Consider the following 26,854-nt stretch of genomic DNA (forward strand, 5'->3'; position numbering starts at 1 on the left):
AGGGCGCGCGGGGCGCCGTGAGCGACTATCCACGATGTGATTTGGTGGCCGGATAAACAGGTGCAGTTCCACGACCGTCGGTGCCCGCGAGCGGATCATCACATCCTTGATTGTACCCGCGGCGAACCCGCTCCGCCGCCGTGCCGGCGCGCGAATGGCTTAACGCTGCATCCCAACGATATAACGGGATGGAGCGGGCGATGCGTTTTCTCTGGTTTCACTTGATGCCGTACAAGGCGCTGCCCGAAGACTTCAAATCGACCAATGACAGTGTGTGGGTGACGGTCGACGGCAAGCTCGGCGACCCGTTCAAGATGCACGAATATTACAACACTTATCTCGACGAGCTGGAATATGCCGCCGAATGCGGCTTCGACGCGGTGTGCGTGAACGAGCATCACGGCAATGCGTACGGCCTGATGCCGTCGCCGAATCTGCTAGCGGCGACGCTGGCGCGCAACACGTCCGACGCGGCGGTGTGCGTGATGGGCAGCAGCCTGGCGCTGTACAATCCGCCGACCCGCATCGCGGAGGAGTTCGCGATGATCGACTGCATATCCGGTGGACGGTTGATCGCCGGGTTCCCGGTCGGCACGCCGATGGACACCTGCTATGTCTACGGCACCAATCCCTCGTCGCTGCGGGAACGCTATGTCGAGGCGCACGACTTGGTGAAGGAGGCGTGGTCGCGCGACGAACCCTTCGTGTTCGACGGCCAGTTCAACCAGCAGCGCTACGTCAACTGCTGGACCAAGCCTGTCCAGAAGCCGCATCCACCGGTGTGGATACCGGGCGGCGGATCGGTCGAGACCTGGCAATGGTGCGGGGAGCAGGACTATGTCTACTCATACGTGTCCTACTACGGCCATGTCGCGGCCGAGAACACCATGTTCGGCTATTGGGACGAGATGAAGCGGCAGGGCAAGGACCGCAACCCGTTCCGCGCCGCTTTCCTCCAGTTCGTCGGCGTGGCCGAGACGACCGAACAGGCGATCGAGCTGTACAAGGAACCGGCCGAGTTCTTCTACAAGAATTGCCTGCACGTCGATCCGTCGTTCGTGATGCCACCCGGCTACGTGACCGAAGGCACGAACCGGATGAAGGTGGGTAGCCAGGTGCAGGCCGCAGCCGATCGCTCGCAGATCCTGGCCGGCGTCTCCAACGATATCGCCGGTATCCTCGCCAACGGTTACGTTCTGATCGGGTCGCCCGATGAGGTCGCCGCGAAGCTGCGCGAGGTGGCGATCAAGTTCAACGTCGGCAACCTGATGCTGCTGCTCCAGTTCGGCAACATGTCGACCGAGACCGCACGCTACAACACCAAGCTGTTCGCCGAGAGGGTGATTCCGCAACTTCGCGACCTGTTCGAGGACGAATGGGAGCATCAATGGTGGCCCAAGCCGATGGCGCGCGAGGAGCGTTACCAGACCGCCGCTCTTCAGGCCGCTCCGGTGCAGGAGGCGGCGGAATGAGCGCCCCTGTCGAACGCCGCGTCGATGCGGGCGGTCTCGATTGCCGCATCTGGGAGAAGGGGACCGGCCCCAGCCTCTACTGGCTGGCCCCGCCGCCGCTGCTGTATCGCTGGACCGAGGTGCACGAGGGGCTGGCCGCGCGCTTCCGGCTGGTGGTCTGTTCGCTGCCGGGCTTCCCGGGCAACGGGCGCAACCATGTCGGCCTCGACAGCCAGCTCGACTGGTGTATCGCGGCGCGCGATCTGCTGGCCGCTGCGGGATTCGAGCCCGGCGGCACGTTGATGGGATCATCGACCGCAGGCGCGCTGGCGGCGGATGTAGCGGCGGTGTGGCCTGATTTGGTCGGTCGGTTGATCCTGGTGGCGCCGCACGGCATCTTCGACGCCGCAGAACCGACGCGAGACATCTTCGCGCTGCACCCACGCGATGCCGCGTCGCTGCTGTCCGCGAGGCCCGACACCTACAAGGCGCAGATCGCCCAGCCCGAGGGCATTGAGCCGGTCGAATGGGCGATCGTGACGGCCCGCGCGAACGAGGCGGCGGCGCGCTACCTCTGGCCGCTCGGCAACACCCGCGTCGCCCGCCGCCTGCCGCGCGCGACCGCGCCGACGCTGCTGATATGGGGCAGCGCCGACGCGATCATTCCGCCCAGCTATGCCGGGCGGTTCCGCAATGCGATCGGCAGTGAAGCGACGATCGTCGAAGTGGCGGGGGCCGGCCACAATGTGGAGATCGACGCGCCGCAGGATGTGGCGGAACAGGTCGTCCGCTTCGCCGCAGGCTGACTGCTGAAACAAGTACGGGCGGGGCGGACATGATCAATGTCCGCCCCGCTTCCCTTGTATCGAGCCGCGGGCGCTACTTGATCGCGAAAACGTGATACATCGGCCCTTCGGGCGTGCGCATGCCGTTGGTCACCGCGATCACCCGGTTGAGCCATTCGTAATCCGGATGGTCGGTGACGAAGCGCGGCGTGGTGTGGATGTACATGTCGTCATAGGTTCCGGGCTCGCGCCGCCGGAACCGTTCGGCCGCCTCTTCCGATGTCGGCGCCGCGAGGCCCTGATAGTGCATCGCGATCCGGGCGCCGTCGTCGGTCAGCAGCGAGGTGCGGACGTCGATGATCATCGTGCCGTCCGCACGCCACGTCACCCAGTCGGCCCCGTCGGGCTGCACCGTTCCGCGCAGCCGCGCGCCCTCGAACGTCCCGCCATGCACCGGATAAATGCCCAGGCGATCCTGCCCGCCGATCGGCTGGGCATGCGCATAGGCGACGTTGAGCTTCATCACGAAGAGCGGCTCCCAGGCCAGCACATCAACTCCCGACATTCGTCTCTCCCACTGGTTGCGGACGCGGCACATGCGCGTTCACCACAGCCCTGCTATCGTCCGCCGGCCGCCCCCTGCGGCCCCTCGATCCGGCAGGCGGAAATATCACATCCGTAAAATGCCGGGGTGCAATACGTCGCATTGCGACGCGGGCCTGTGGCTTCGTCATTGTCCTGTTGCAACTTCCCCGGCAGCGGGAAGGCGAGATACCCGCGTTCCAGGAGAGTACGCATGGCGACTTCGGCAAGCCCGCCCATCGCGGAGCCCCAGACCCCGCCGTTGCCGGCGCACACGATATCGCCCGGCTATCGCCGCTATCTGTTCACCCTTCTGTTGTGCGTGTCGACGCTCAACTATCTCGATCGCCAGATCATCAACATCCTGGTCGAGCCGATCCGGCACGAGCTGCAACTCGCCGACTGGCAGCTGGGGCTGCTTACCGGGCTCAGCTTTGCCTTGTTCTACTCGGTGCTCGGCCTGCCGATTGCCCGGCTTGCCGATCGGTCGAACCGCCCCGTCATTATCGGTGTCGCCCTGCTCGTCTGGAGCGGCTTCACGGTCGTTTGCGGGATGGCGCAATCGTTCGTCCAACTGCTGCTCGCGCGTATCGGCGTGGGCTGCGGCGAGGCGGGCGGGGGCCCGCCGGGCCAGTCGCTCATTTCCGACTATACGACACCCCAGAACCGCGCATCGGCGCTGGCCTTCTATTCGCTGGGCAGCCCGATCGGGGCGCTGCTGGGGCTAGGCATGGGCGCGGTGCTGGCCGATCAGTTCGGCTGGCGTGTGGCCTTCTACATCGCGGGCATACCCGGCATCCTGCTGGGTCTCTTGATGCTGGTCACTGTCAAGGAGCCACGCAACGCCCAGCCGGCCGCGACTCGCCCCCGCGCGACGGTGCGAGAGGCGTGGGAGGAACTGCGTGGCAAGCGGACCTTCTGGTGGATTTGCGCCGCAGGTGCGGCCACCTCGGTCGCGACCTATGGCCAGGGCGCGTTCTGGGGCTCGTTCTTCCTGCGCAACTATGGTGCGGATATCGAGGCGATGGGCTGGGCGATGGGGCCGCTTGCGGTCGTCGGCATCTCGCTGGGGCTGGTCAAGGGGCTGGCCGGCATCGTCGGCGCGGTTGCCGGCGGAATGATTACCGACCGCCTCGTCCGACGCGACCTGCGCGGATACTGCACGGTTCCCGCCATCGCGCTGATGCTGGCGTCACCGACGTTCGTGCTGGTGATGTTCGCGCCGGGGTTCGTATCCGGCGTCGCGCTGCTGATCCTGCCGGTGTTCTTCAGCACGCTGATCTTCGGCCCGTCCTTCGCGGCGGTGCAGACGCTGGTGCAGCCCCAGACGCGGGCGACGGCGGCGGCGATCCTGCTGTTCATTCTGACGCTGACAGGCCTGGGTTTCGGACCGTTGCTGATCGGCGGCCTGTCGGATCTGTTCGGCCGATCGATGGGGTCGGGCGAGGGGCTGCGCTGGGCGATGCTGATGACCGCGCCGGCCAATCTGGTGGCAGGGCTGTTTTTCTGGATCGGGCGCCGCACGCTCGTCGCCGAGCTGCAGATCGAGCAGCCGGCACAGGTCTCGTGACGCTCGCGACCCTGTTCCGTCCCTTCTCGACGGGGGCGCTCGATCTGCGCACGCGGCTGGTGATGGCGCCGATGACGCGCGGCTTCTCGCCCGGCGGCGTCCCGGGCGACGACGTCGCGGCCTATTACCGCCGCCGCGCCGAAAACGAGGTGGGGCTGATCGTCACCGAAGGCACCGCCGTCGATCACCCCTCGGCGGTCAGCAATCCGGCGATTCCGCGCTTTCACGGCGAAAAGGCGCTTTCGGGATGGGCCGCGGTCGTGCGCGAAGTCCATGCGGCGGGCGGGCGGATATTCCCGCAGCTGTGGCACGTGGGGGGCGCGTTCGATCCGGCGCAGTTTGCCGATCCCGGGCGGGTCGCGGTGTCGCCGTCGGGTCTGCGCGGGCCAGGGCAGCCGGCCGGGCGCGCGCTCGATGAGGCGGAGATCGCCGGCTTGATCGACGCCTATGGTCAGGCCGCCGCGGACGCGCTGTCGATCGGCTTCGACGGGATCGAACTGCATTTCGCCCACGGCTATCTGGCCGACCAGTTCTTCTGGCGCGAAACCAACCTGCGCGACGACATATGGGGCCGCGACCGTACCCGCTTCGCCGCGGAGATCGTGCGGGAATGCCGTCGCCGGACTCGCCGTGATTTTCCGATCTGCCTGCGCTTCTCGCAGTGGAAGCTCCAGAACTACGACGCGCGGCCCTTCGCGACGCCGGCCGATCTGGAGGCGTTCCTGAAGCCGCTCGCCGACGCCGGGGTGGACATGTTCCATTGCTCCAGCCGCCGCTTCTGGACGCCGGAGTTCGACGGGTCGCCGATGAACCTGGCCGGCTGGACAAAGCGGCTGACCAGGCGACCGGTGATCGTTGTGGGCTCGGTCGGCCTCGATCAGGAATTCCTGGTCAGCCGCACCGGGGTCGGCACCACCAACGACCGCAGCCGGTTCGACCTGCTCGACGCGATGCTTGCGCGTGACGAGATCGACCTGGTCGCCGTCGGCCGCGCGCTGATCGCCGACCCCGCCTGGGGCCGCAAGGCGCGGCAAGGGCGGTTCGACGCAGTGCTTCCCTATTCCAAGGCGGCGGAAGCCGTCCTCGCCTGATCCTCAACCGGAGAGCCAGACATGCCCCTGATCGATTTCCGCGCCCGTCCCAACACCAAGGAGATCATGTCGCTGTACGACCAGCCCGGTCGCGAGTTTCACTGGAAGCGGTGGGACTGTCCGCCGCCGCCCAAGGTCGAGCTGGACGAATTCATGGCGAACCTGACCGGTGTCGGCGTCACCCGCGCGGTGGTTACCGGACGCCAGGTGGTGAAGGACGACGGCCTGGCCTTCGGCATCACCAACGACTGGATCGCCGGCTGCGTCGCCCAATATTCCGATACGCTCATCGGCTTCGCGGGGATCGACATCGGTGCCGGCGAGGCGGCGGTGCGCGAGATCGAGCGCGCGGTGACCGAGCTGGGGATGAAGGGCATCTCTATCGATCCGTTCACGGCCAAGCTCTATCCCAACGACCGTGCCGTCTATCCGGTCTACGAGAAGGCGGCGGAACTCGGCATCCCCGTCGTCACCACCGTCGGCCCGCTGGTCGGCAAGTTCGGCGACCCCTATCATTTCGACGAGCCGACTCAGGATTTCCCGACGGTCAAGTTCGTCTATTCGCACGCCGTCTGGCCCCAGGTGCTCGACTGGCTGGCGCTCGCCTATCGCCGGCCCAACGTCTACCTCGAACCGTCGATCTACTGGATCAATCCGGGCTGCGACCCGATGTGGATCGCGGCGAACGGATCGCTGTCCGACCAGATCCTCTACGCAAGCGCTTTCCCCTTCGCGACGCTCGATTCGATGAACAAGGTACGCGCGCGGTGGAACTGGAGCGACGAGGCGTGGCACAAGTTCACCTACGCCAACGCCGCGCGCGTGCTGGGCATCGAATGACCGAGGTGCGTCGCGCGCTCGTCACGGGGGCGGCGCGCGGCATCGGACTTGCGATCGCCGAGCGGCTCGCGGAAGAAGGCTGGCAGGTCGTCGCCACCGACCGGGACGTAACGCCGCTGGCCGGCGTGGTGCGCGCCGGCATCACGCCTGCTCCGCTCGACGTCACTGACCGGCCGGCGGTGGCCGCGCTGCTCGACGGCATGGATACAATCGACCTCGCGGTCTGCAACGCCGGAATCAGCGGGCGGATCGGCCCGCCGGGCACGTTGCCGCCGGGGGCGTTCGCCGAGGTGCTGCGGGTCAACCTGCTCGGCGTGTTCATCACGGCACAGGAAGCGGCGCGGCGGATGATGGCGGGGAGCGCTATCGTCACCGTCGCGTCGCGTTCCCACCTCTCGAGCGCCAACGCGGTGCACTACGGGATGAGCAAGGGAGCCGTGGTTGCGCTCACGCGCGCGATGGCGAGCGCGTGGCGGTGGCGGGGGATCAGCGTCAACGCGGTGTCGCCGGGCCTGACAGACACCGATATCCTGCGGTCGCTGGGTGACGATCATGTCGCCCGCATGGCGTCCCTCGAACCCGGCGGGGCGCCGCTCGATCCCGCGGTGATGGCTGGAGCAGTCGCGTGGCTTGCGTCGCCTGAGGGAAGGCACGTTCGCGGACAGAACCTGCTTGTCGACGACGGCAAATCGATAGGGATGACGCCGTGGTGATCCGTGTCGCCAGCTTCGGCCCCGTCGATCCGGTGGTCGAGGCGATCGTCCCCGCGGCCGGACAGCATGAGCGCGGAGCCCCGCTCGACGTCGCGATCATATCGGCCATTCCCCGGCAGGAAGACCACGCCTTCGACGCGCTGACCGACGCCGATTTCACCCGTCTGTGCCTCGATCCCCTGCTCGAACTGGAGCGATCGATCGCCGATGCACTGTCCCGCCTGCGGCGGGACGGCATGGTGCTGCTCGTGACCGGCGACGCATGGCTGGGTGAGCCCGATGCGGCGCCGCAGTCGGCGGCCTGTGGTGCGGTGATGACGCTGATGCGATCGATCGCGACGCGCGCCGATTTGCCGCGGGCGAACCTGGTCGCGATACCGCTCCATGGCGCGCGGCGGACATCCTCGCTTGCAGCGGAGGCCGCTGCCGTCGTGAGGGCGCTGATCGCCGCACCCTCGATCAACGGCCAGGCGCTGATCCTCGATCGCGGCGAGCACCTGGTCTCCCGCCATGTTGGCAGGCGATGAGCGCATTGTCGGGCCGCGTCGCCATAGTGACAGGCGCTTCGCGCGGGCTGGGCGCAGCGATCGCCCGGCATTTGGCGGAGGCCGGCGCTGCGGTCGCGGTGGTTGACCTGAAGGAGGGGTGGGCGGCATCCACGGCGCAGGCCATCACCGATGCGGGCGGGCGCGCGATCGCGGTCGGCGCCGATGTGTCGTCGCGCGATGCCGTGCACGACGCGGTAGAGCGGACGGCGCGGGAATTGGGGCCGCCAGACGTGCTGGTCAACAATGCGATGTGGAACCGTTACGACCCGCTCGACGCGATCACCGAGGACACCGCCGACCGCATGCTGGGAACCGGGCTGGGTGCGGTCGCCTGGGGCATCCAGGCGGTTACGCCGCACATGGCCGCGCGGGGCGGGGCGATCATCAACATCGCTTCGGTCGCAGCGCGCGTCGGCATGGCGAACGCACTCCTTTACTGCGGGGTGAAGGCCGGGGTCGAAGGGATGACGCGCGCCGCTTCTGTCGAGCTCGGACCAGTCGGGATTCGGGTCAACGCGGTCGCGCCGTCGACGATTGCCACCGAGGGGCTCACCGCGATGCTGGGTGCAGCGCGGGTCGCCGCCCGCGCCGAGCAAACCCCGCTGGGGCGGTTGGGAACCCCGCTCGATATCGCGGAGGCGGTGCTGTTCCTTGCTTCCGACGCCGCGAGCTTCATCACGGGCCAGACACTCTACGTCGATGGCGGGATCGCCCATGCGATCGGCTGAGGCGCCTGTCAGATCACGAAGAAGCCGTGCGTCCCGTCACTCTCGAGCTGGGCGACCAGGCCATATTCCCAGTCGAGATAGGCCTGCATCGCACTCGCCGGATTGTCCGTGCCCTCATAGGGTCGGCGATAGACGTCGTCGGGGACGAGTAGTTGTTCCCCCGAACCGGCTTCCAGTGCGCGGCCGGCCGCTGTCCAGGCCGCAGTGCCGCCGTCGAGGCCGCGGACACGGCGGCCGAGCAGTTCGGCAAGCTCGTTCGCCGCGAACCGTGCGAGATAGCCATCATCGGAGGTGACTACGACATCCGCCATCCCGATGGCCGTGACGATCTCGCCCAGCCGACTGCGGATCGCAAAGGCCGCGCCCGGAATATGGCCGCGACGATATGTCGGGCTGGTGGCGACGTCGATGACCCGTAGGCCTTGGGTAGCCGCAAGCGTATCGGCATCGATCAGAGTGACAGCCGGTGGCGCCGGCCGGTCGGGCTGCGCCTCGCCGGTTTCCAGCGCCCCGTCGAAACCGCCGTCGAGGACATATACCTCCCATCCCATCTGCGCGAGCCATGAGGCCGACATGTCGGCTCGCGGGCCGAGATCGTCGGCCAGAACGAGCCGGGCGCCGCGTACGGGGGCGAAGGCATCGGTTTCCTGCACAAGCTGCCCGCCCGGCGCGTTGACGAAGCGGGGCAGATGGCCTGCGACGAACTCTTCGGGTTGGCGCACGTCGAAGCGATAGAGCGTCCGTGTCGTGTCGGCCGCCAGTGTGCAAAGCCCGGCCAAGTCCAGTCGACGCACGCCAGCGCGATAGGATACCGCCCGCGCCGCGTCCCGCGCGGCCGCGCGCTGGGCCTCGTCGACCACGGGGAAGCGCGCCTCCCGGCCATGCTCAAGCTCCTGGCCGGCCAGCGTCCAGCCGATCGTTCCGTTGCGCAGTGCCATAATCGGGTTGGGCAGGCCGGCATTGACCAGCGATTGCGTGCCGATGATGCTGCGCGTCCGCCCGGCACAGTTGACGATGATCGTCGTGGTCGGATCGGGGGCGATCGCGCGCGCGCGCAGCACCAACTCGGCGCCCGGCACGCTCATGCCGCGCGGGATGCTCATGTTGCGATATTCGTCGAAGCGCCGCGCGTCGAGCACGACCAGATTGGGTTCGCTCTCGATCAGCGCCTTCGCCTCGGGGGCGGGGATGGAGGGCGTGTGGCGCCGGCTCTCGACGAGTTCGCCGAACGCCTTGCTCGCCGAATTGACGTCCTGGAACAGCTCGTACCCGGCGGCGCGCCACCCGCCGAGCCCGCCTTCGAGCGCGGCGACATCGGTGAATCCCATTGCCACCAGTCGCGTAATGGCCTGGCCCACCAGCCCTTCGCCATCGTCGTAGACCACGATCGGGGCGTCGGCCCGCGGGATCATGGTCCGTGCTCGCGCCTCGATCTGACCGAGCGGCAGCGATGCGGCGAACAGCGGGTGATCGAGCGCATAAGGCGCTTCACCGCGCAGATCGAGGATCGCGATCTCCCGACGCGTCATCAGAGCGTCGCGCACATCGCGGGCAGTACGAAGCTTCATGTAAGATTGCCTTCCCAGTCCGGCGGCGGCGTGCTTGCGCTATATCCCGATATGAAGGTCGCCACGCTGCCATCGGGGCGGAAGGCGTGGCGGGCAACGCGGCCGATATCGGCGCCATAGACATGGACGCTGATCGACACCTCGTCGCGGGCGTTGCGGACCTGGTGAACGTCGCCCTCGGCGGGGTCCAGGCGTTCGATGTCGCCCGGCTGCAGCACGCGGGGAGCCCCGGCGGGTTGCAGATGCCCGTTCGCATCGGGAGCAAAGCGCTGCGACGCCTCGCAGCCGCGCAGCATCCCGACGAGGCCCCATACGGTGTGATCGTGGACCGGCGTCGCCTGACCCGGCCCCCACACGAAGCTGACCACGCTGTACCGGTCGCGCGCGTCGCGGTGGAGCAGATATTGCTGGTATCGGCCCGGATGGGGCGCGGAGAAGGCTTCGGGCAACCAGTCGTCTTTCGAGACAAGTCGGGCGAGAACCGCGGTGGCGCCATCCATCGGCCGCGCGTCGGCGGGCGTCGCGTCGAGCAACGCGTCCATTTCGTTGCGAAACCGGCGCCAGCGCGCCACACCGGCCGATCCTTCCACCATGCCGCCTCAATCTCTCGCTGTGATGTGATCTGCCAAGCCTGCCACTTCCTACCGCGGGATATCGCATGCTTGATATCAGCGGATGCACCCGGCACGAACCGGCGCCGCGGCGAGGCGGCACCGTATTGGACCGATACGAAAGGCGGGGCGATGGGTTACGAGCGGCTGGGCGACGACATGAAGGCGGCGATCGCTTCGGCGTGCGGTGGCCGGACCGCCGTCGCCGAAGAGGTGCGCCGCCAGCACGGTCGCGGCGAATCCTATCATGCGGACATGCCGCCCGATCTGGTTGCCTTCCCCCGCACTACCGCGGAAGTAAGCGCGATCGTCCGACTGTGCCATGGCGCAGGCGTGCCGATCATTGCGTTCGGTGCGGGCACCTCGCTCGAAGGCAATGTGCTGGCCCTGCACGGCGGTGTCTGCATCGACCTGAGCGAGATGAACGCCGTACTGCGCATCTCGGCCGAAGACCTCGACTGTACGGTGGAGGCGGGGGTCACGCGCCTCCAGCTCAACCGCGACCTGCGCGATACGGGCCTGTTCTTTCCGATCGATCCGGGCGCCGACGCGACGATCGGCGGCATGGCGGCGACGCGCGCATCGGGCACCAACGCGGTGCGTTACGGCACGATGCGCGATGCGGTGCTGTCACTGACGGTGGTGCTGGCCGACGGCGCGATCGTGACGACCGGGGGGCGGGCGCGCAAATCCTCGGCCGGCTACGACATGACCCGCCTGTTCGTCGGGTCCGAGGGGACGTTGGGGATCATCACCGAGGTGACCCTGCGCCTGCACGGCATTCCGGAGAGCACCCAGGTCGGCCGTTGCACCTTCACCTCGCTCGACGACGCGGTCGCCACCGTGTCGCAGATCGTCCAGATGGGCATCCCGATCGCCCGCGTCGAACTGGCCGACGCCGCCCAGATGCGCGCGATCAACCTCTATTCGAAGACCGACTATCCAGAACATGATACGCTATTCTTCGAATGCCACGGCGCGGCGTCCGCAGTGCCCGACCAGATGGCGCTGGTTCAGGCGCTGGCGCTCGACAACGGCGGATCGGACTGGGCGACCGCGCAGACCGCGGAGGATCGCAACCGGCTGTGGCAGGCGCGCCACGACGCGCTTTACGCGACAACCGCGCAGCGCCCGGGATCGAAGGGCTTCATCACCGACGTCTGCGTGCCGGTATCCCAGCTGGCCCAGTGCGTCGCGTTGGCCCGCAGCCTAGTCGATGCGACCAGTGTCCCCGCAACCATCGTCGGCCATGTCGGCGACGGCAATTTTCACGTCATCTGCCCGATCGATCCCGCATCCGCGACGGAGCGCGGGGAGATGCATGAACTGACGGGCGCGCTGTCCCGGCTCGCCATCTCGCTCGGTGGCACCTGTACTGGCGAACACGGCATCGGCAGCGGCAAGCTCGACTATATGGCGCTGGAACATGGCGATAGCGGAGTCGCTGCGATGCGCCTTGTCAAGCGGGCGCTCGATCCCAGGGGGATTCTCAATCCCGGCAAGGTTCTTCCACCACTGGCACAAGGCTGAAGCGCAGATGAAGCTATTCCACGGCAACAACAGCTGTTCGACGGGCATCGTCGTACTGATCGAGGAACTGGGGATCGACTGCACGGTGCAGACCGTCGATCTCGCCGGCGGCGAACAGCGCTCCGCCGAGTTTCTGGCGATCAACCCCAAGGGCAAGGTGCCCGCTCTGCTACTCGACGACGGCGCGATCCTGACCGAATGGCCGGCGATCGCGACCTATCTGGACGGCATCGCTGCCGCCCCCCGGCTGATCCCCGCCGATCCGTTCGCGCGTGCACGTGTGTATGAAGCGACCGACTATCTGGTTGCGACCGTCCACATGATGGGCTTCACCCGGATGGTCCGTCCCGGCAACTTCACGCCGAACGAGGCGGATCATGACGCGGTGAAGGCCCGCGGGCGTGAGATATTTGACGGCGGGCTCGCCGCGATGGACACGGCGCTCGACGGGCGTGACTATCTCTGCGGCGACATCTCGATCGCCGACGCCGCTCTGTTCTATTGCGAACGGTGGAAGGCGTACCGGCTGGGCGAGGCGCTGCCGGCGAACTGCCAGGCGCACTACGATCGCATGCTTGCCCGTCCGGCGGTGGCGCGGGCGGTCGCGCGGGAGGGCTGACGACGGTGCGCGGTCCGGCACGCCGCCGGGCCGCGCACCGCCTATACCCTTGTCACTCGGGCTTGGGCGACTTCTTGTCGATCAGCTTGGTCATCGACCGGCGCACGATCCGCCACCCTTCCGGCAACAGGCGATACTGGTCGGTATATTGGGTGATCATCTCCGTCCCGCGCAGCGGCACCGGCAGGTCGCCGGCCGGCCCGTCGATGATGAGCGCGATGCAATAGCCCTCGGCCTCGGTCGGGCTCTTCACCTCGACATGGGCGTTCTGCAGCAGATGCACATTGTAAAGTGACGTCTGGCGCTTCTCGAAATAGCCACGGATCGCGTCCCGGCCCGACAGCGCGCGCGGCGTGTCGTTGACCAGTTCCCACACGCCGTCCTCTGCGAACAGACCAAGAAACCCATCGACGTCGCGCGTGTCGAGCGTGATGCAATAGCGTGTCATCAGGTCCTTGCAGGCGTTCTCGATCAGCAGCCGTTCGATCGCGTCCATGGTCCGTTTCCCCTTCAGCCGGCGCGGCGCGCCAGGATTTCCGCGTGTGCGGGATTGCGCGACATCGTCAGCACGACGTCGGGATCGCGGTAGCCGTCGAGCGCGCCTGCGCCGAACGACGCCAGCACCGCGGCGAAGCGTTCCTCGACCAGTTCGCGGAATTCCGGGTGGCTGAAGATGTAGAGATCGTTGGCGCGGATGCCGTCCAGCACCTTTCGACCCGCGGCGATCGCCGGCATCACGATCTTGGTCGAGGGCGTGTCGTCAAGCCGGGTCTGCTTGCCTTCGCTGTCGTGCACCACCGCCGCGCGGCGCACGGCCGAGTTGACGGTCAGGTTGCTCTTGACCGCTCCCGGACAGAACACCGACACGCCGATGCCGTGCGGCGCCAGTTCGGCGCGCAACGTCTCGGACAGGCCGACGCACGCGAACTTCGAGGTGACATAGGCGCTCGACCCCATGGGGCTGAGGAAGCCGGCCATCGACGCGGTGTTGACGATCGATCCACCCTGTCCCCTCGCGATCATGCGGGGGCCGAATGTCCTGACGCCCAGGAACACACCGACCACGTTCACGTCGATGACCATGCGGAACAGGCTTTCGCTCATGTCCGTCATCAGCAGCGGCTGGCCGCCGGGCAGACGGCTTTGCGCGACCCCGGCGTTGTTGCACAGCACGTCGACGGGGCCGAACCGCGCCTCCACCGCTGCTGCCGCGGCCTCCCATGACGCGCGGTCGGTCACGTCGAGCGTCACCGCCATCGCCTCCGGGCCCTCGCCGGCCAGCCGGTCCGCGGCCGCGCCGGCCGCGGATGCGTCGATATCGGCGACGACAACCCTCATTCCCGCCTCGAGCAGCGCCTCCGCGATACCCAGCCCGATCCCGCTGGCGCCTCCGGTCACGAAGGCGACCTTTCCTGCGACGTCGATCATGTCAAACCCTTTCCGGCGTCAGAACTTCTTGGAGACGCCCAGGCTGATGACGCGCGGTTCCTTCACATAGGCGCGCGGCAGCAGACCGATCGAATCGTCGTTGTAGAGGTAGTCGGTCACCGGACGGTTGTTCGCCAGGTTCTTGACGAACAGCTCGATCGCGACGTCGTCGCCGGGTTTCTCGACCCGCAGGCTGAGGTTCATATTGCCCCAGCCGGGCATGTAATCCACCGGCCCGTTGAACACGCGGGCATAGCTGCGGCCCTGGCGATAGACGTCGCCGCGCATCGTGACGTTCCAGCTGTCCGACACCGGCACGGTATACTGCGCGCCGAACGAAACGGTCCAGCGTGGCGCGTTGGGCAGGTCTTTGCCGCTCAGGTTGACGTCGACGCCCTGCGTCGGGGTGATGCCAAGCGACGTCGCATAGGTGCCCGCGCAGGCGTTGAGCAGGGCAAGCGGATTGCCTGAAACGCCTGCCATGACGGGGGCGCCCGGGTTCTGCTGGATGATCGCGATCAGGTTGCCGAGCGCGGCGGTCGGTACGACGCAGGTGCTGGCCGAGGTGTTCTTGACCAGCGTCAGCGACGCGTCGCCTTGCGTTCGGTCGAAGAAGTCCAGTGACGTGCCGTTCTTGATCGTCGTGTCGAGCAGGCCGCCGGTCAGGTTCAGCCGCAGCCCCTCGACCGGACGGGCGATCGCTTCGATCTCCAGCCCCTTGATTGTCGCGTCGACATTCTCGGTGATCGCTGTGCGATTGACGTATTTGGAGATTTGATAGTCGCGATAGTCATAATAGAACGCCGACAGGTTCAGGACCAGGTCCCCGCCCATCATCGTATTCTTCATGCCGAATTCGAGCGCGTTCACATATTCCGGCTTGTACGTCAGGCTGACGCCCGGGACGACGCCGTTGATTCCGCCGCCCTTGTAGCCACGCGACGCGAAGCCGTAGATCAGCGAATTCGAGAAGCCGAGGTCGGCCTGCCAGTCGAAGCCGACACGGCCGGTGACCGCCTCGAATTTGGCGTCGAAATAGGGCGGGTTTCCGGCTGCATAGCCGCTGCCCGCTGCGCCGAGCCGGACAGGGAAGCTGAACAGCCGCTTCTTGTCCTCGGTGTAGCGCAGGCCGCCAGTCACCTTGAACGCCGGGCTGAACTTCAGATAGATTTCGCCGAATGCGGCCTTGGATTTCAGCTCATACGGCGTAAGGCTACGATAATAATTGTGTCCAGTGGCGTTAGTCAGCGCGCGCTCGTTCGGCTCGATGTATACGCAATTTGTTGCACCAAGCGCGCAGGCATTTCCACCGTTCAGCGAGTTCGCGAACGCGGTGAACACATGTGAAAAGATGTAATTGTCTGGATTAAGCTTGTAATGCAGATAGTTTCCGCCGAGGCTGAAATTGAAAAGCCCATCGAATGCGGATGAAAATCGCAGTTCGTGAAACCATTGCTTCGTCGTGCGACGTAGCTCGTTATAGTAATAGAAGCTGTTGCCAGGACCCATTTGCGGATCGTTGACGATGCCATTCGGCACCAGTGCGGTCGGCGTGAAAGTGAGGGTCGGCTTGGCGAGATAGCCGTCCTGACCGATGTCGGTATAGCCGCGCGTGTAGGTGGTCAGATAGTTGACGTCGATCGTCGATACCGGCGACCATGTGATCCCGGCTTCGTAATGATCCTGCTGGGCGATGTAGATCGGATCATATTGCGATTCGACGTTGTCGACCCCGGCGACCTGCTGCTTGCCGGCAAACACGTCGCCCGGCGTCACGCCGGCGCGATAGCCCTGGACGCCGAACAGTGTCGTCAGGAAATTTGGTACGTCCGTAGTCGTGTTCGGATCGATGCGGACGTTGGCGCAACCCTGGCTCAGGAAGCCGCGCAGAACCGCGCTGGTAACTGCAACCCCGCCCACGCTACCGGGGCCGTTGTCGCGCACGCAGGCGGACTTGCCGGTCATGATGCGGTCGTCGTCCTCGCGGAACCGCTGAAACAGCGCATAGGCGGTCAGCGTGTCGGTCGGCTTGACCTGGAGCGTGGCGCGCAACGCATGGATGTTGCGGCTGTCCAACTTGCCGCCGTTCAGCACGTTGGTGACGAATCCGTCGCGATTGTAGCTGAAGCCCGCGACGCGCAGCGCGATCCTGTCGTCGAGGATCGGCACATTCAGCATCCCGCGGAACTTGCGGCCGTCGTAGTTCTGCAACTCGGCGCCCAGGAAGCCTTCGAACTTGCCGGTCGGCTTGGCGGAGATCAGGTTGATGACGCCGCCGGTCGCGTTGCGGCCATAGAGCGTGCCCTGCGGACCGCGCAGCACCTCGACCCGTTCGACGTCGAAGAAGTCCGCCTCGAACAGGCGGTTGTCGGTCATCGGCGCGCCGTTGAAATGCACGCCGACGGTGGTGTCGCCGCTGGACGTAAATTGCTTGTTGCCGATGCCGCGGATGGTGATGTTGTCGCCGCGCGACCCCTTTGAGAAGGTCAGGTTGGGGACGCCGGTCTGCAGGTCGGCGCCGGTATCGATCTTCTGCGCCTGGAGCAGATCGCCGCTGAAGGCCGATACCGCGATCGGCACATCCTGAAGCGATTCCGACCGGCGCTGGGCGGTAACGATGATGTCATCCGAATGGCCAGCTGACGGGGCGGCGGGTGGAGTTCCGGCTGGGGCGACCTGCGCCTGCGCGGCGATCGCCGTGGTCAGTGCGCAGGCGGCGGCGCCTGCGGCAAAGATGGACTTCAGACGCGCGGCATCGGCCATGATTTTCCTCCCAGATTGGCGGCATCTGGCGCGACCGCCATGATCGCGAGTGCCCGCTCTACGACTGAAATCGTACCCCGCAATCACGCCGGGTCGCGTCGCGCGGGCAGTGGCGCGCTTCAAATCACATATGCGAAAGCCGGTCCGGGGCCGCAGCATGCGCGACGGCAATCTCGGTCGCCGCGCGATAGTCCCCCTTGCCGCTTGCATGGCGGGGCAGGGCATCGAGCAGGATCAGGCGTTTCGGGATCTTGTAGGCAGCCAGCGTCCGCCCCAGCGCGGCGCGGATGGCGGACTCGTCGAAGCCGCCGGTGGTCGTGACAAGCGCGGCGACGCTCTTGCCCCAGGTCGCATCGGGCACGCCGACGACCAGCACGTCGTCGATCCCGGGCGCCAGCTTCAGCGCCTCTTCGACTTCCTCGACGAACACTTTCTCGCCGCCGGTGTTGACGCACATGTTGTCGCGCCCCAGCAGCCGCAGCCGGCCATCGGGCTCGCGCGCGGCGAGGTCTCCGGGGATCGCATAGGCGACGCCGCCGATCTCGCGATAGACCGACGCGGTCTTGACCGGATCGCCGTGATAGCCGGCGGCGAACGGCCCGCGGCGGGCGAGCCAGCCCTGACCGACCTCGTCGGCGCCCAGCACCCGATCGGTATCGACCTCGATCAACACTGTCTCGCTGCCGGGGTCGAACAGGCCGGTCGGCGTGGTGCTGGTCGCGGTGGTGATCGCGTAACCGAAGCCCGACGCCTCCGACGCGCCCAGCACATCGACCAGCGTGACCTGGGGCAGCTCGCGCACAAGCGCCGCCTTGACCTCCTCGCTCCACATCAGTCCGGCCGACGATATGACGCGCATCGACATCAGGTCCCAGCGGCCCCTGTTGTCCTCCAGCGCGCGCGCCATGGGTCGTGCGAAAACGTCGCCGACGATCAGCACGCGCGTCGCTTTATGGCGCGCGGCCTGCTCCCAAAGCTCGACCGGATCGAAGCGGTCGGATGGCAGCAGTATCACGGTGCCGCCGGCGACCAGTTCGGCCATCGAACTGTTCAGGCCGGCGCCGTGCATCAAGGGGCAGGCCGGGATCACGCGGCCGGCGCGCGCGTTGCGGACGATATCGACATGATCGTCCATGGTTTTCGCCCGGCGCGGGATCGTCGGTGATTCCATCTGCACCCGTCGCGCATCGCGCCCGCGCCATCGCACGCCCTTCGGTCGTCCGGTGGTGCCGCCGGTATAGAGGAAATAGCCATCGTCGCCCGAACGCTCGATGCCCAGCGGGCTGCCATCGCCTTCCGACGTCATCGCGGCATAGGCGTCGCCGTCGATATCGACCATCACCGCCAGGCCGCCCAGCCTATCGGGCAGCATGCCTATAACCGGCGTGAATTCGGCCTGGTGGAACAGTGCGGCCGCCTGGCAATCGGCCAGGACATATTCGACCTCGCTCTCGGTATAGCGATAGTTGATGTTCACATAGGTCAGCCGCGCCTTCACGCAGGCGACGGCGATCTCGATATATTCGGGCACGTTGCGCGCCATGATCGCGACCCGCGCATCGACCGGCAGGCCGCGGTCGAACATGGCGCGGGCCAGCCGGTTGGTCCGCGCGTCCAGCGTCCCCCAGTCGATCACGCGATCCCCGTGGATCAGCGCGGGGCGAGCGGCCGGCACGACGCGCGCGGTGGCGTCGATCAGGTCGCCGAAATTCCAGTCGGTCACGGGTCAGCAGCCCTTGAACTGCGGCGCGCGCTTCTCGACGAACGCGGCGACGGCCTCGGCGGCGTCGTGCGACTGGGCGAGGCGGGCGGTATTGTTCTGTTCGTACCGGTAACCGTCGCGCAGCGTCATCGTCTCGATGGTGCGCATGCTGTCCTTCGCCAGTCGCGTCGCCAGCGGGCTCTTGGCCGCGATCTCGCGCGCCATCGCCAGCGTCCACGGCATAAGCTCGTCGGCGGGCAGACAGGCCTCGATCACGCCGCGGCGATAGAGTTCGGCCGCGGGCGCACGATATCCGGTCAGCATCATCCGGCGCACCAGCGAATGGGGAAGGATGCGTGCGGCGTGCTTGCCGCCGCCCATCAGCCCGACATCGACCTCGGGCAGGCCGAACATCGCGTTTTCCGATGCAACGATGATGTCGCAGCTCGCCGCCAGCCCCAACCCCGCGCCCAGCGCCGGGCCGTTGACCGCTGCGATCACCGGCTTGTCACATTCCATGATGCAATAGCTGACGCCGCGCACCGCGCGGTTGCGCTTCCATCGCGCACCCGGCTGTGACAGGTCCGGGCGGTTCTTCAGGTCCGCACCGGCCGAGAAGCATTTGCCGGCGCCGGTCAGCACCACGACGCGCACGTCGTCGCGATCGTTGAACGAATCGAACGCCGCGGTCAGCTGTTCGACGAACTCCATCGGCTGCGAATTGACCGGCGGATTGTCCATCGTGACGACGGCGACGAAATCTTCCACCTCGACGCGGATCAGGCTCATGGGTCGGTCCTTCGTGGTTCAGGCCGCTTCGGCGAAGCGGCGGACGTGATGGGCGGAATCGCCGTGCGCGAGGTCGATCATCATCAACCGCTGCAGGTGGTGGCTGACGATCAGTTCGGCGGTGACGCCGACCCCGCCGTGAAGCTGGACAGCCTGACGGCCGACGAACAGGCCGCACTGGCCGACACGGGCTTTTCCGGCGGCGACGGCGCGGCGGCGCTCGGCTGGCGGGCGATCGAGATGCAGCGTCGCGTGATAGGCCATCGATCGGGCCTCCTCGGCGGCGATCGCCATGTCGACGATCTTGTGCTGAAGCGCCTGAAAGCTGCCGATCGCGACCCCGAACTGGTGCCGCGTCTTGAGATAGTCGAGCGTCATCGCGACCAGCGCGTCCATTGATCCAACCGCCTCGGCCAGATGCCCGCAGATCGCGCGATCGACCGCGGCCTCGATCCGGGGCAGCGCGCCGCCGACCTCGCCGACAATAGCGTCTGCGCCCAGCGTGACCCCGTCGAGGCGCAGGCGGGCGTGGCGGTGATGATCGATCGAGCGCGCGCGCATGACCGTCAGGCCAGGCGCACCGGCGGGCACGCGAAACAGGCCGATGCCGTCGCCGGTCCAGGCGGAGACAAGGAAGATATCCGCGCCGCCGCCATCTTCGACATGCGTCTTGGCCCCGGTCAGCCGCCAGCCGTCGGAGGCGGGTTCGGCGCGCGTCTCGATCCGGTCGAGCGCGAAGCCCGACTCTGCCTCGATCAGCGCGGCCGCCACGATCGCAGATCCGTCGGTGATCGCCGTCAACGTGGCGCCGTGGCCGGTGCCCGCCAGCAGCGCCGGCGCCAGAACGCAGCTCGACACATAGGGTTCGGGGATCAAGTGCCGGCCGAACGCCTCCATCACGGCCATCACGTCGGTTGCGCTGCCGCCCATCCCTCCCTCGTGCTCGGGAACCGCGAGCGCGAGGACGCCGAGGTCGACCAGCTCATCCCATCGCCGCCGGTCGCCCACGGCCAGATCGGCGAGCATTGGCTCGCGGCCGGCGGCGGGGTAGTTGGCCGCACCGAACCGGTCGATCAGGTCGAACAGCAGCCGCTGTTCCTCGCTATAGTCGAAATCCACTACGCCCCTCTCTTCACAACCCGAGCGCGCGGCGCGCGATGATGTTGCGCTGGATCTCGCTCGACCCGCCGTAGATCGACGTGACGCGCGAATGCAGCGCGCCCTGCATGGCCTCGGGCATGTCGGGATCGGCCTGTCCCGCATCGCCTTCGACGCGATAATGGGCGGCGGCGGGGCCGAGTGCTTCAACCCACAGCGCGGTGGCCTGCTGGTAGAGTTCGGACCAGCGCAGCTTCAGCATCGATGCGCGCGGGCCCGAATCCGTTCCCTTGGCGGCGTCGGCCATCAGGCGCAGGACCATCGTCTCCACGCCGATCGCCTCGATCTCGATCTGCGCCAGCTTGGCCGAGAAACCGGGGGTGTCGAGCAGGGCGTCGTCCCCAACCCGCCGCCGCGCCGCCGCCGCACGGACGCCCGCCAGCGTCTGGCGCAGCCGCAGCGCGGTCGCGGCCCCGACCATGCGTTCGCGATCGAGCAGCACCTTGCCGTAGTTCCAGCCCTGGCCTTCCTCGCCGACCAGATCGGCTGCCGGCACGCGGACATCGTCCAGGAACACCTCGGTCGTGTGCGCCTTGCCGTCGAGCGTCTCGATCGGCCGGACCCGCAGGCCCGGCGTCTTCATGTCGACCAGCAGCAGCGAGATGCCCTGCTGGCGTTTCGCCTCGGTCGATGTACGCGCGAGGACGAACATGTGTGTCGCGACATGCGCGTAGCTCGTCCACATCTTCTGGCCGTTCAGGACATAATGGTCGCCGTCGCGCTCGGCGCGGGTGCGCAGCGCGGCAAGGTCCGATCCCGCGCCCGGCTCCGAATAGCCCTGGCACCACCAGCTGTCGGCATTGACGATCGCGGGCAGGTAGCGCGCCTTCATCTCGGCACTGCCATAGGTGAAGATGATCGGCCCGATCAGCTCCAGCCCCTGGTGGAACTGGACCGGCGCGTCGGCCCGGGTCGCCTCCGTCTCGAAGATGTAGAGCTGCGTCGGCGACCAGCCGGTGCCGCCATATTCGACCGGCCAGGTCGGCGCGCCCCATCCGCGTGCGGCCAGCGCCTTCTGATAGGCGATCAGGTCTGCGGGCTCCAGCCGCACGCCGGCGCGCACACGGTGGCGCCAGCGTTCGGGTACGATCTGCGCCAGCACCGCGCGGACTTCGTCGCGGAACGCCAGATCCCCGGCTGTGAAATCCAGGTTCATGCGCTCGCTCCCGCGAGACAGCGGGCCTCGGCGATGCCCGGCACATCCAGCCCGCGGACGACCGCAATCCGCCCGGCATCGGGATGGTCCGATTTCAGCCGGTGCCCCGAATCCGCGATAGAGGTGACGTACAGCGTGTCGAGCTTCGGCCCGCCGAACGCCGGGCATGACGGATAGGGTATCGGCACGTCGATCCGGCGCAAAACGCCGCCGTCGGCGCCGACGCACAGCAGCGCCTGCGCCTGGACCAGCGCGATCCACACATTGCCGTCCGCGTCGACCGTCGCGCCATCGGGCGCCGACCCGTGTTCGCGGCAGTCGATGAACGGCTCCGCCGCCCCCAGCGCGCCGGTTTCGGGATCATAGGGATAGCGGCGAACGATCCCCTCAAGACTGTCGGCGAAGTAGAGGCGGTCACCTGCGGGCGAAAAGCAGAGCGCGTTGGCGAGACGGAATCCCCGCTCGACGCAAACGGCGGTCCCGTCGGCGTGCAGTTGCCAAAGCGTCCCGTCCGGCCCGTTTTCCGCCATCAAGATAGTGCCACTCAGGAATCTGCCCTGTCGGTCGGCCTTGCCGTCGTTGAACCGGATCGCCCCCTCGCCAAGCGTCGGGCACGCTATCACCTCGGTGCCGCCGTTGGCGGGATCGAAACGATAGAAACCGTCCGCCAGCGCCGCGATCAGCCCTCCGCCGCTCGCGAGGCCAATGCTGCCGACCGGCTTGTCGAGTTGCCAGTAACGGGCGTCGCCACCCTCGGCTTCGCTCGAATGAATCCTTCCGGCGAGGGCGTCGACCCACCATAGCCGCGCCGCAGCGCCGTCCCACAACGGACTTTCCCCCAGCGCGTTGCGCGCACCATCCAGCAAATCGATCGTCGCCGCCACCGGCCGCCTCTCCCGCAGGTTGGTCGGAAGGTCGGGGAAGCCGTCGCCTAGCGCTACGCCGCGCGGAGCGGCTCGGCGAATATCACTCCCGTGATAGCGGCTCGCGGGTGGCGGGCCCGGCGAGGTCCGCGAACGGGCCGGTGTGTTCCTTGAACTGATCGATCAGCCGGCGGATCGTCGCGACGATGGCGCTCTTCTTGAGCGAGATGCGCTCCGCCATTCCGCCGACACCGATCGCAAGCGGAATGCCGTGCAATTGCTCGCCAAGCGGAAACGAAAGCGATGACACCTCCGGCGTCGGGCGGTTGGGCACGTAGCAATAGCCGGTGTGGCGCGCCCAGTTCACCTCGCGCATCACGTCCTCCAGGTTGATCCGTCCGCCGGGTGCGAGTTCGTAATAGTTGGTATAGCGGCAGATTTTGTCGATCTCGCGATCGCTGACCTGGCTGAGCAGCGCGATGCCCGAGCTCGAATCGAGCATCAGCCGCATGGCCCCTTCGTTTGGCGGCATCTTGTGCTCATGGGTGGGCACCCGCATCATGATATACTGGATGAACAGGTCGTTCTGCGTGACCAGCGCGACTGTCTCGTCGGTTTCGCGATGAAGCTGGTCGACCAGCCGCCGGTAGTTGCCCTGGCCATGGATGAAACCCAGCAGCCAGTTGCCGAGCACGGTAACGCGGATCGTCGGCAGGTAGGTGCGCGTCGCGCGATTGTAGTTGAGGTAGCCGAGCATCACCATGCTTTTCAGCAGGTTGGTCGCGCTCGATTGCGGATAACCGAGCGCGGTATAGATATCGTTGAGCCGCAGCGGCCGGCGCTGTTCCGAGAACAGTTCCAGCACTTCAAGCGTTCGCGACGCCGATTTGACTGCACGCCGTTCCACGATGCTCTCCCGTTCCGGCCGATGGCCACGCTGCGCCCGCGTGTTTGCGGGTCGCCTGAATCCCCTAGAATTGCGCCAGAGGCAATTTCAGATATCGCACGCCGTTCGCCGCCGGGGCAGGCAGCCCGCCTGCGCGCAGGTTGACCTGGATCGACGGCAGGATCAGCTGCGGCATTGCCAGCGTCGCGTCGCGCGCCGTCCGTGCGGCAACGAAATCGGCCTCGGTTGTACCATCGCGCACGTGGATATTGTCCGCTCGCTGTGCGCCGATCGTTGTCTCCCAGGCCAAGTCCGGCCGTGCCGGCGTCGGATAGTCATGCGCGACGAAGACGCGCATCGCCGACGGCAGATCGAGCAGCCGCCGCACCGATCTGAAGAGGGTGCCGGCGTCGCCGCCGGGGAAATCGCAACGCGCCGTGCCGTAATCGGGCATGAACATCGTGTCGCCGCAGAACAGCGCGTCGCCGATCGCATAGGCGACGCAGGCCGGCGTATGGCCGGGCACCGCGAGCACCGTCGCCTGCAGATCGCCGATCGCGAACTGCTCCCCGTCCTCGAATAGCCGGTCGAACGCGGTGATCGACCCGCTGCAGTCAAACAGCGGGCCAACCGCTGCATCGACATCGCGGACGCCGCTGCCGATGCTGATACGACCACCTGTCCGCGCGCGCAGCGCCGTCGCGCCCGACAGGTGATCGGCATGGACATGGGTTTCGAGCAGCCAGTCGACCGTCAGCCCGTTCGCCGCGACATGACCGGCCAGAATGTCGACGGACGGGTATGTGACGCGGCCTGCCGCGGCATCGAAACCAAGGACACTGTCGATGATCGCGCAAGCGCGTGTGGCCGGATCGCTGACGATATAGCTGATCGTATTGCTGTCGCTGTCAATGAAAGCGGCGACATCCGGTCGCGGAGCGGCTTCCGAACACCCCGCGCGGGCGGCGTCGATCGCCGGGTCATGGGCCGCAGATGTCATCACGCACGTGATTTATGTCAGTTCGCGGCCTGCAAGGGCTGGGTCGTGCGCGCCTGCACGGATTATCGCCCACCGGATGAAACCGCCGGGAGGACAGCGCCATGGACTATCGCACCATTATCGACGCACGGACCGCGATCGCGCTGGTCGCCAGCGGCGATGTCGCGGTCTTCGATTGTCGGTTCGAACTCACCGATCCGGACGCAGGCGCCGCGGATCACGCCCGTGAACATATTGCCGGCGCGCAGTATCTGGACCTTGAGACCGATCTGTCCGGGCCAGCAACCGGCACGAACGGTCGCCATCCGCTGCCGGATCGGCAAATGCTCGCAGCAACTCTCAGGACGTTGGGTTTGCGCCAAGGCCAGCAGGTCATCGCCTATGACGACCATGAAGGGCCGTTCGCGGCGCGCCTGTGGTGGCTGTTACGCTGGCTGGGACACGACCGTGTCGCGGTGCTCGACGGGGGGCTGTCGGCGTGGCTTGCGGCTGGTGGCCCGTTGGCGCGCGGTGAGGCAAAACGGGGCAAGCCGGGCGATTTCACGGCGAGCGCCGAGCCTTCGCTCCCGACCGTCACCGCGCGGGATGTCGAGGATGGTCTGGCGGCCGGCGACCGGCTGCTGGTCGATGCCCGCGCGGCCGAGCGCTTCCGGGGTGAGGTCGCCGCGTTCGATCCGGTGCCCGGCCATATTCCGGGCGCGCGCAATCGCCCCTATCGCGACAATGTGATCGACGGCCGGTTCAAGTCCGGAAAGGTGCTGGCGACCGAATTTTCGGCGATCATCGGATCGTCCGAGCCGTCGGATCTCGTCCTCTACTGCGGCTCCGGTGTCACGGCCTGCCACAACGCCCTGGCGCTCGAGATCGCCGGCCTGCCGGGGGCCAGCCTCTACCCCGGTTCCTGGAGCGAATGGAGCAGTCAGGGTGACCGGCATTCTGGCCTGCTGCTGGTTTGGCGGACACCGAGGTAAGTTCATTCGGGCTACCGCGGCTTCCCGTTCGAAGTCGATGGGGCTAACGTAACCCAGGGTCGAGTGGCGGCGGGTCGGGTTGTAGAAGCATTCGATGTAGTCGAACACGTCTGCCTTCGCCTGAGCCCTTGTGCGGTAGACCTTCCTCCCGATCCGCTCGGTCTTCAGCGAGGAGAAGAAGCGTTCCGTAGCGGCATTATCCCAGACATTGCCGGACCGGCTCATTGAGCAGGCGACGCCATTGTCGGCCATCAGCCGCTGGAGCTGCTCACTGGTGTACTGGCTGCCCTGGTCCGAATGATGCAGCAGGGCGTCCGGCTTGCCCCGCCGCCAGATCGCCATGATCAGCGCGTCGGTGACGAGCTGGGCGGTCATGGTGTCGCTTATCGACCAGCCCACCACCCTGCGCGAGAACAGATCGATGACGGCGGCCACGTAGAGCCATCCTTCGGCCGTCCAGATGTAGGTGAAGTCAGCCACCCACTTCTGGCTGGGCCTGTCGGCCGTGAACTGGCGATCCAGCACATTGCCAGCGATGACCGAGCGTTCGCCCTGATCCTTGGGCAGTCCGCGACGGCGAGGCCGTGCCCTCAGCCCCTGCGCCTGCATGAGCCGTTCGACCCGATGCAGGCCACAGGAGAGGCGAGCAGGTCGTGCCAGACACCGAGCGCCCCGCACATCCACGCTGCCGGCCAGATCCCTCGGTGCTTCGCGATGAAGGCGAACCTCATGTCCCGAAGTAGGCGGCGGCATTTTTAGGATGTCGCGCTCCGCCTTCAGCTTGGCCGCTTCGCGACGGAGACGCTCGATCTCCAACTGTTCCGGCCTCATCTGCCCATGCCCGGGAAGGCATGGCCCGGATCGGCCGCCAACCCCTTCACCCATTTACGCAGCACGTTCTCGTGCACGTCCAGATCACGTGCAGCCTGCGCAACTGCCACGCCGCAATCCCGTACCATCCTCACCGCTTCAAGCTTGAGAACGGTCTTCGCTGCATTGCGAACTTCCGATAGATGGAAAAATCCGATCTCTGTGTTCATCGAACCGGCAGCAGGCCAATGTGATCCCCCGCTGTCGCCGGATATCGCCGGCGAATATCGGGCTGAACCTGTTCCACCAGAAGCGCACCGTCTGGTGGCAAATGTCGATCCCGCGCTCGGACAGCAGGTCTTCGACATTGCGCAGGCTCAATGGGAACCGGACGTACATCACCACCACACCGGCCGGATCACCTCGGGTGACGAGTTGAAGCGACGGAATGGGCCAGGCGGAAGGGCGCGGGACGTGCGGTTCATTCGCGCCCGCTAGAGCGGTTTTCGGCCGATCTGAATCGGTAGGGATTCACAGGGGTCGGATTTTCTGATTCAGGATCCGTGCTGGCGAAGGAGGCTGGCACGGATGGGTCGAGCCTTATCGCGTGATCTTCGGGATCGTGTCGTCGCCGTTGTTGAGGGCGGTGTGTCATGTCGGCAGGCTGCCGAGCGGTTCGGGGTCAGCGCGGC

General features: G+C 66.7%; 24 protein-coding genes and 3 pseudogenes. 11 read left to right on the plus strand and 16 right to left on the minus strand.

Annotation, left to right across the window (positions count from 1 at the left end; genetic code table 11):
* The first annotated feature begins 200 nt into the window (after positions 1–200).
* Positions 201–1,472, plus strand: coding sequence for an LLM class flavin-dependent oxidoreductase (locus VYI76_RS04370; RefSeq protein ID WP_326523554.1), 1,272 nt, complete (start codon positions 201–203; stop codon positions 1,470–1,472).
* Positions 1,469–2,257, plus strand: a complete 789-nt coding sequence (locus VYI76_RS04375) for an alpha/beta fold hydrolase (RefSeq protein WP_326523555.1) — start codon at positions 1,469–1,471, stop codon at positions 2,255–2,257. Before VYI76_RS04370 ends, VYI76_RS04375 begins: the two co-directional genes overlap by 4 nt.
* 73 nt (positions 2,258–2,330) lie before the next feature.
* Here the strand turns inward: VYI76_RS04375 and VYI76_RS04380 are convergent, their stop codons facing one another.
* Positions 2,331–2,801, minus strand: coding sequence for a DUF3237 domain-containing protein (locus VYI76_RS04380; protein WP_326523556.1), 471 nt, complete (start codon positions 2,799–2,801; stop codon positions 2,331–2,333).
* Between the two features lie 231 nt (positions 2,802–3,032).
* Between VYI76_RS04380 and VYI76_RS04385 the strand changes: the two genes are divergently transcribed.
* The 6 genes from VYI76_RS04385 to VYI76_RS04410 are packed head-to-tail and all read left to right on the plus strand — an operon-like array spanning position 3,033 to position 8,308.
* The gene (locus tag VYI76_RS04385; RefSeq protein WP_326523557.1) at positions 3,033–4,388 is read left to right on the plus strand and encodes a spinster family MFS transporter; all 1,356 of its coding nucleotides are present in this window, start codon (positions 3,033–3,035) and stop codon (positions 4,386–4,388) included.
* Positions 4,385–5,479: an NADH:flavin oxidoreductase gene (locus VYI76_RS04390; RefSeq protein ID WP_326523558.1), complete on the plus strand. Its 1,095-nt coding sequence runs from the start codon at positions 4,385–4,387 to the stop codon at positions 5,477–5,479. Before VYI76_RS04385 ends, VYI76_RS04390 begins: the two co-directional genes overlap by 4 nt.
* A 21-nt stretch (positions 5,480–5,500) precedes the next feature.
* A complete protein-coding gene (locus tag VYI76_RS04395) occupies positions 5,501–6,319 on the plus strand; it encodes an amidohydrolase family protein (RefSeq protein ID WP_326523559.1) in 819 nt (272 codons plus the stop codon).
* Entirely contained in the window at positions 6,316–7,032 is a 717-nt protein-coding gene (locus VYI76_RS04400; RefSeq protein ID WP_326523560.1) for an SDR family NAD(P)-dependent oxidoreductase, read from the plus strand. The genes VYI76_RS04395 and VYI76_RS04400 overlap by 4 nt, the downstream gene beginning before the upstream one ends.
* Positions 7,026–7,559 (plus strand): hypothetical protein, encoded by a 534-nt coding sequence (locus tag VYI76_RS04405; protein ID WP_326523561.1) that lies wholly within the window; start codon positions 7,026–7,028, stop codon positions 7,557–7,559. Before VYI76_RS04400 ends, VYI76_RS04405 begins: the two co-directional genes overlap by 7 nt.
* Positions 7,556–8,308: an SDR family NAD(P)-dependent oxidoreductase gene (locus tag VYI76_RS04410; protein WP_326523562.1), complete on the plus strand. Its 753-nt coding sequence runs from the start codon at positions 7,556–7,558 to the stop codon at positions 8,306–8,308. The genes VYI76_RS04405 and VYI76_RS04410 overlap by 4 nt, the downstream gene beginning before the upstream one ends.
* A gap of 8 nt (positions 8,309–8,316) precedes the next feature.
* Here the strand turns inward: VYI76_RS04410 and VYI76_RS04415 are convergent, their stop codons facing one another.
* The 3 genes and pseudogenes from VYI76_RS04415 to VYI76_RS04425 form a co-directional block, all read right to left on the minus strand.
* Positions 8,317–8,763: a rhodanese-like domain-containing protein gene (locus tag VYI76_RS04415; protein WP_443018897.1), complete on the minus strand. Its 447-nt coding sequence runs from the start codon at positions 8,761–8,763 to the stop codon at positions 8,317–8,319.
* 9 nt (positions 8,764–8,772) lie between these two features.
* Positions 8,773–9,876: pseudogene (locus tag VYI76_RS04420) on the minus strand (rhodanese-like domain-containing protein); the annotation flags it as partial.
* A complete protein-coding gene (locus tag VYI76_RS04425; RefSeq protein ID WP_326523563.1) occupies positions 9,873–10,469 on the minus strand; it encodes a cysteine dioxygenase in 597 nt (198 codons plus the stop codon). The gene VYI76_RS04425 and the pseudogene VYI76_RS04420, both read right to left, overlap by 4 nt.
* 150 nt (positions 10,470–10,619) lie before the next feature.
* Between VYI76_RS04425 and VYI76_RS04430 the strand changes: the two genes are divergently transcribed.
* Positions 10,620–12,017, plus strand: coding sequence for an FAD-binding oxidoreductase (locus VYI76_RS04430; protein WP_326523564.1), 1,398 nt, complete (start codon positions 10,620–10,622; stop codon positions 12,015–12,017).
* 7 nt (positions 12,018–12,024) lie between these two features.
* Positions 12,025–12,636, plus strand: coding sequence for a glutathione S-transferase family protein (locus VYI76_RS04435; RefSeq protein ID WP_326523565.1), 612 nt, complete (start codon positions 12,025–12,027; stop codon positions 12,634–12,636).
* A gap of 52 nt (positions 12,637–12,688) precedes the next feature.
* Here VYI76_RS04435 and VYI76_RS04440 read toward each other — a convergent pair whose 3' ends face one another.
* The 10 genes from VYI76_RS04440 to VYI76_RS04485 all read right to left on the minus strand — a co-directional run bounded on the left by VYI76_RS04440 (position 12,689) and on the right by VYI76_RS04485 (position 24,381).
* A complete protein-coding gene (locus VYI76_RS04440) occupies positions 12,689–13,132 on the minus strand; it encodes a nuclear transport factor 2 family protein (protein WP_326523566.1) in 444 nt (147 codons plus the stop codon).
* Positions 13,133–13,146: 14 nt separating this feature from the next.
* Complete coding sequence (locus VYI76_RS04445) at positions 13,147–14,064, minus strand: SDR family NAD(P)-dependent oxidoreductase (RefSeq protein WP_326523567.1); 918 nt, start codon at positions 14,062–14,064, stop codon at positions 13,147–13,149.
* An 18-nt stretch (positions 14,065–14,082) separates the two neighbouring features.
* Positions 14,083–16,827, minus strand: a complete 2,745-nt coding sequence (locus VYI76_RS04450; RefSeq protein WP_326523568.1) for a TonB-dependent receptor — start codon at positions 16,825–16,827, stop codon at positions 14,083–14,085.
* 124 nt (positions 16,828–16,951) lie between these two features.
* On the minus strand, positions 16,952–18,550 hold the full coding sequence (locus VYI76_RS04455; protein WP_326523569.1) for an AMP-binding protein: 1,599 nt from the start codon (positions 18,548–18,550) through the stop codon (positions 16,952–16,954).
* 3 nt (positions 18,551–18,553) lie between these two features.
* Positions 18,554–19,318 carry an enoyl-CoA hydratase/isomerase family protein gene (locus VYI76_RS04460; protein ID WP_326523570.1) on the minus strand — a complete coding sequence of 255 codons (765 nt, stop codon included), beginning with the start codon at positions 19,316–19,318 and terminating at the stop codon, positions 18,554–18,556.
* A gap of 18 nt (positions 19,319–19,336) precedes the next feature.
* Positions 19,337–20,437 (minus strand): acyl-CoA dehydrogenase family protein, encoded by a 1,101-nt coding sequence (locus VYI76_RS04465; protein WP_326523571.1) that lies wholly within the window; start codon positions 20,435–20,437, stop codon positions 19,337–19,339.
* A 13-nt stretch (positions 20,438–20,450) separates the two neighbouring features.
* Positions 20,451–21,632: an acyl-CoA dehydrogenase family protein gene (locus VYI76_RS04470; protein WP_326523572.1), complete on the minus strand. Its 1,182-nt coding sequence runs from the start codon at positions 21,630–21,632 to the stop codon at positions 20,451–20,453.
* Positions 21,629–22,516: an SMP-30/gluconolactonase/LRE family protein gene (locus VYI76_RS04475; protein WP_326523573.1), complete on the minus strand. Its 888-nt coding sequence runs from the start codon at positions 22,514–22,516 to the stop codon at positions 21,629–21,631. The genes VYI76_RS04470 and VYI76_RS04475 overlap by 4 nt, the downstream gene beginning before the upstream one ends.
* Before the next feature lie 82 nt (positions 22,517–22,598).
* On the minus strand, positions 22,599–23,402 hold the full coding sequence (locus tag VYI76_RS04480; RefSeq protein WP_326523574.1) for an IclR family transcriptional regulator: 804 nt from the start codon (positions 23,400–23,402) through the stop codon (positions 22,599–22,601).
* A gap of 64 nt (positions 23,403–23,466) precedes the next feature.
* Positions 23,467–24,381 carry an MBL fold metallo-hydrolase gene (locus VYI76_RS04485; protein WP_326523575.1) on the minus strand — a complete coding sequence of 305 codons (915 nt, stop codon included), beginning with the start codon at positions 24,379–24,381 and terminating at the stop codon, positions 23,467–23,469.
* 101 nt (positions 24,382–24,482) lie between these two features.
* On the opposite strand from VYI76_RS04485, the gene VYI76_RS04490 reads away from it, so the two are divergent.
* The gene (locus VYI76_RS04490) at positions 24,483–25,352 is read left to right on the plus strand and encodes a sulfurtransferase (RefSeq protein ID WP_326523578.1); all 870 of its coding nucleotides are present in this window, start codon (positions 24,483–24,485) and stop codon (positions 25,350–25,352) included.
* Between the two features lie 9 nt (positions 25,353–25,361).
* Here the strand turns inward: VYI76_RS04490 and VYI76_RS04495 are convergent.
* Together VYI76_RS04495 and VYI76_RS16810 are read right to left on the minus strand one after the other, a co-directional pair.
* A pseudogene (locus VYI76_RS04495) lies at positions 25,362–26,311 on the minus strand (IS3 family transposase); the annotation flags it as partial.
* Positions 26,312–26,416: 105 nt separating this feature from the next.
* A pseudogene (locus tag VYI76_RS16810) lies at positions 26,417–26,647 on the minus strand (hypothetical protein); the annotation flags it as partial.
* Positions 26,648–26,854 lie beyond the last annotated feature (207 nt).

Origin of the sequence: Sphingomonas sp., from assembly GCF_035910975.1 — a bacterium.
Lineage (GTDB): Bacteria > Pseudomonadota > Alphaproteobacteria > Sphingomonadales > Sphingomonadaceae > Sphingomonas.

Coding starts and splice junctions, on each gene's coding strand:
- VYI76_RS04380 (WP_326523556.1), bottom strand. CDS start 2,801: ATGTCGGGAGTTGATGTGCTGGCCTGGGAGCCGCTCTTCGTGATGAAG.
- VYI76_RS04400 (WP_326523560.1), top strand. CDS start 6,316: ATGACCGAGGTGCGTCGCGCGCTCGTCACGGGGGCGGCGCGCGGCATC.
- VYI76_RS04370 (WP_326523554.1), top strand. CDS start 201: ATGCGTTTTCTCTGGTTTCACTTGATGCCGTACAAGGCGCTGCCCGAA.
- VYI76_RS04410 (WP_326523562.1), top strand. CDS start 7,556: ATGAGCGCATTGTCGGGCCGCGTCGCCATAGTGACAGGCGCTTCGCGC.
- VYI76_RS04470 (WP_326523572.1), bottom strand. CDS start 21,632: ATGAACCTGGATTTCACAGCCGGGGATCTGGCGTTCCGCGACGAAGTC.
- VYI76_RS04445 (WP_326523567.1), bottom strand. CDS start 14,064: ATGATCGACGTCGCAGGAAAGGTCGCCTTCGTGACCGGAGGCGCCAGC.
- VYI76_RS04375 (WP_326523555.1), top strand. CDS start 1,469: ATGAGCGCCCCTGTCGAACGCCGCGTCGATGCGGGCGGTCTCGATTGC.
- VYI76_RS04490 (WP_326523578.1), top strand. CDS start 24,483: ATGGACTATCGCACCATTATCGACGCACGGACCGCGATCGCGCTGGTC.
- VYI76_RS04430 (WP_326523564.1), top strand. CDS start 10,620: ATGGGTTACGAGCGGCTGGGCGACGACATGAAGGCGGCGATCGCTTCG.
- VYI76_RS04440 (WP_326523566.1), bottom strand. CDS start 13,132: ATGGACGCGATCGAACGGCTGCTGATCGAGAACGCCTGCAAGGACCTG.
- VYI76_RS04435 (WP_326523565.1), top strand. CDS start 12,025: ATGAAGCTATTCCACGGCAACAACAGCTGTTCGACGGGCATCGTCGTA.
- VYI76_RS04450 (WP_326523568.1), bottom strand. CDS start 16,827: ATGGCCGATGCCGCGCGTCTGAAGTCCATCTTTGCCGCAGGCGCCGCC.
- VYI76_RS04425 (WP_326523563.1), bottom strand. CDS start 10,469: ATGGTGGAAGGATCGGCCGGTGTGGCGCGCTGGCGCCGGTTTCGCAAC.
- VYI76_RS04385 (WP_326523557.1), top strand. CDS start 3,033: ATGGCGACTTCGGCAAGCCCGCCCATCGCGGAGCCCCAGACCCCGCCG.
- VYI76_RS04460 (WP_326523570.1), bottom strand. CDS start 19,318: ATGAGCCTGATCCGCGTCGAGGTGGAAGATTTCGTCGCCGTCGTCACG.
- VYI76_RS04395 (WP_326523559.1), top strand. CDS start 5,501: ATGCCCCTGATCGATTTCCGCGCCCGTCCCAACACCAAGGAGATCATG.
- VYI76_RS04485 (WP_326523575.1), bottom strand. CDS start 24,381: ATGACATCTGCGGCCCATGACCCGGCGATCGACGCCGCCCGCGCGGGG.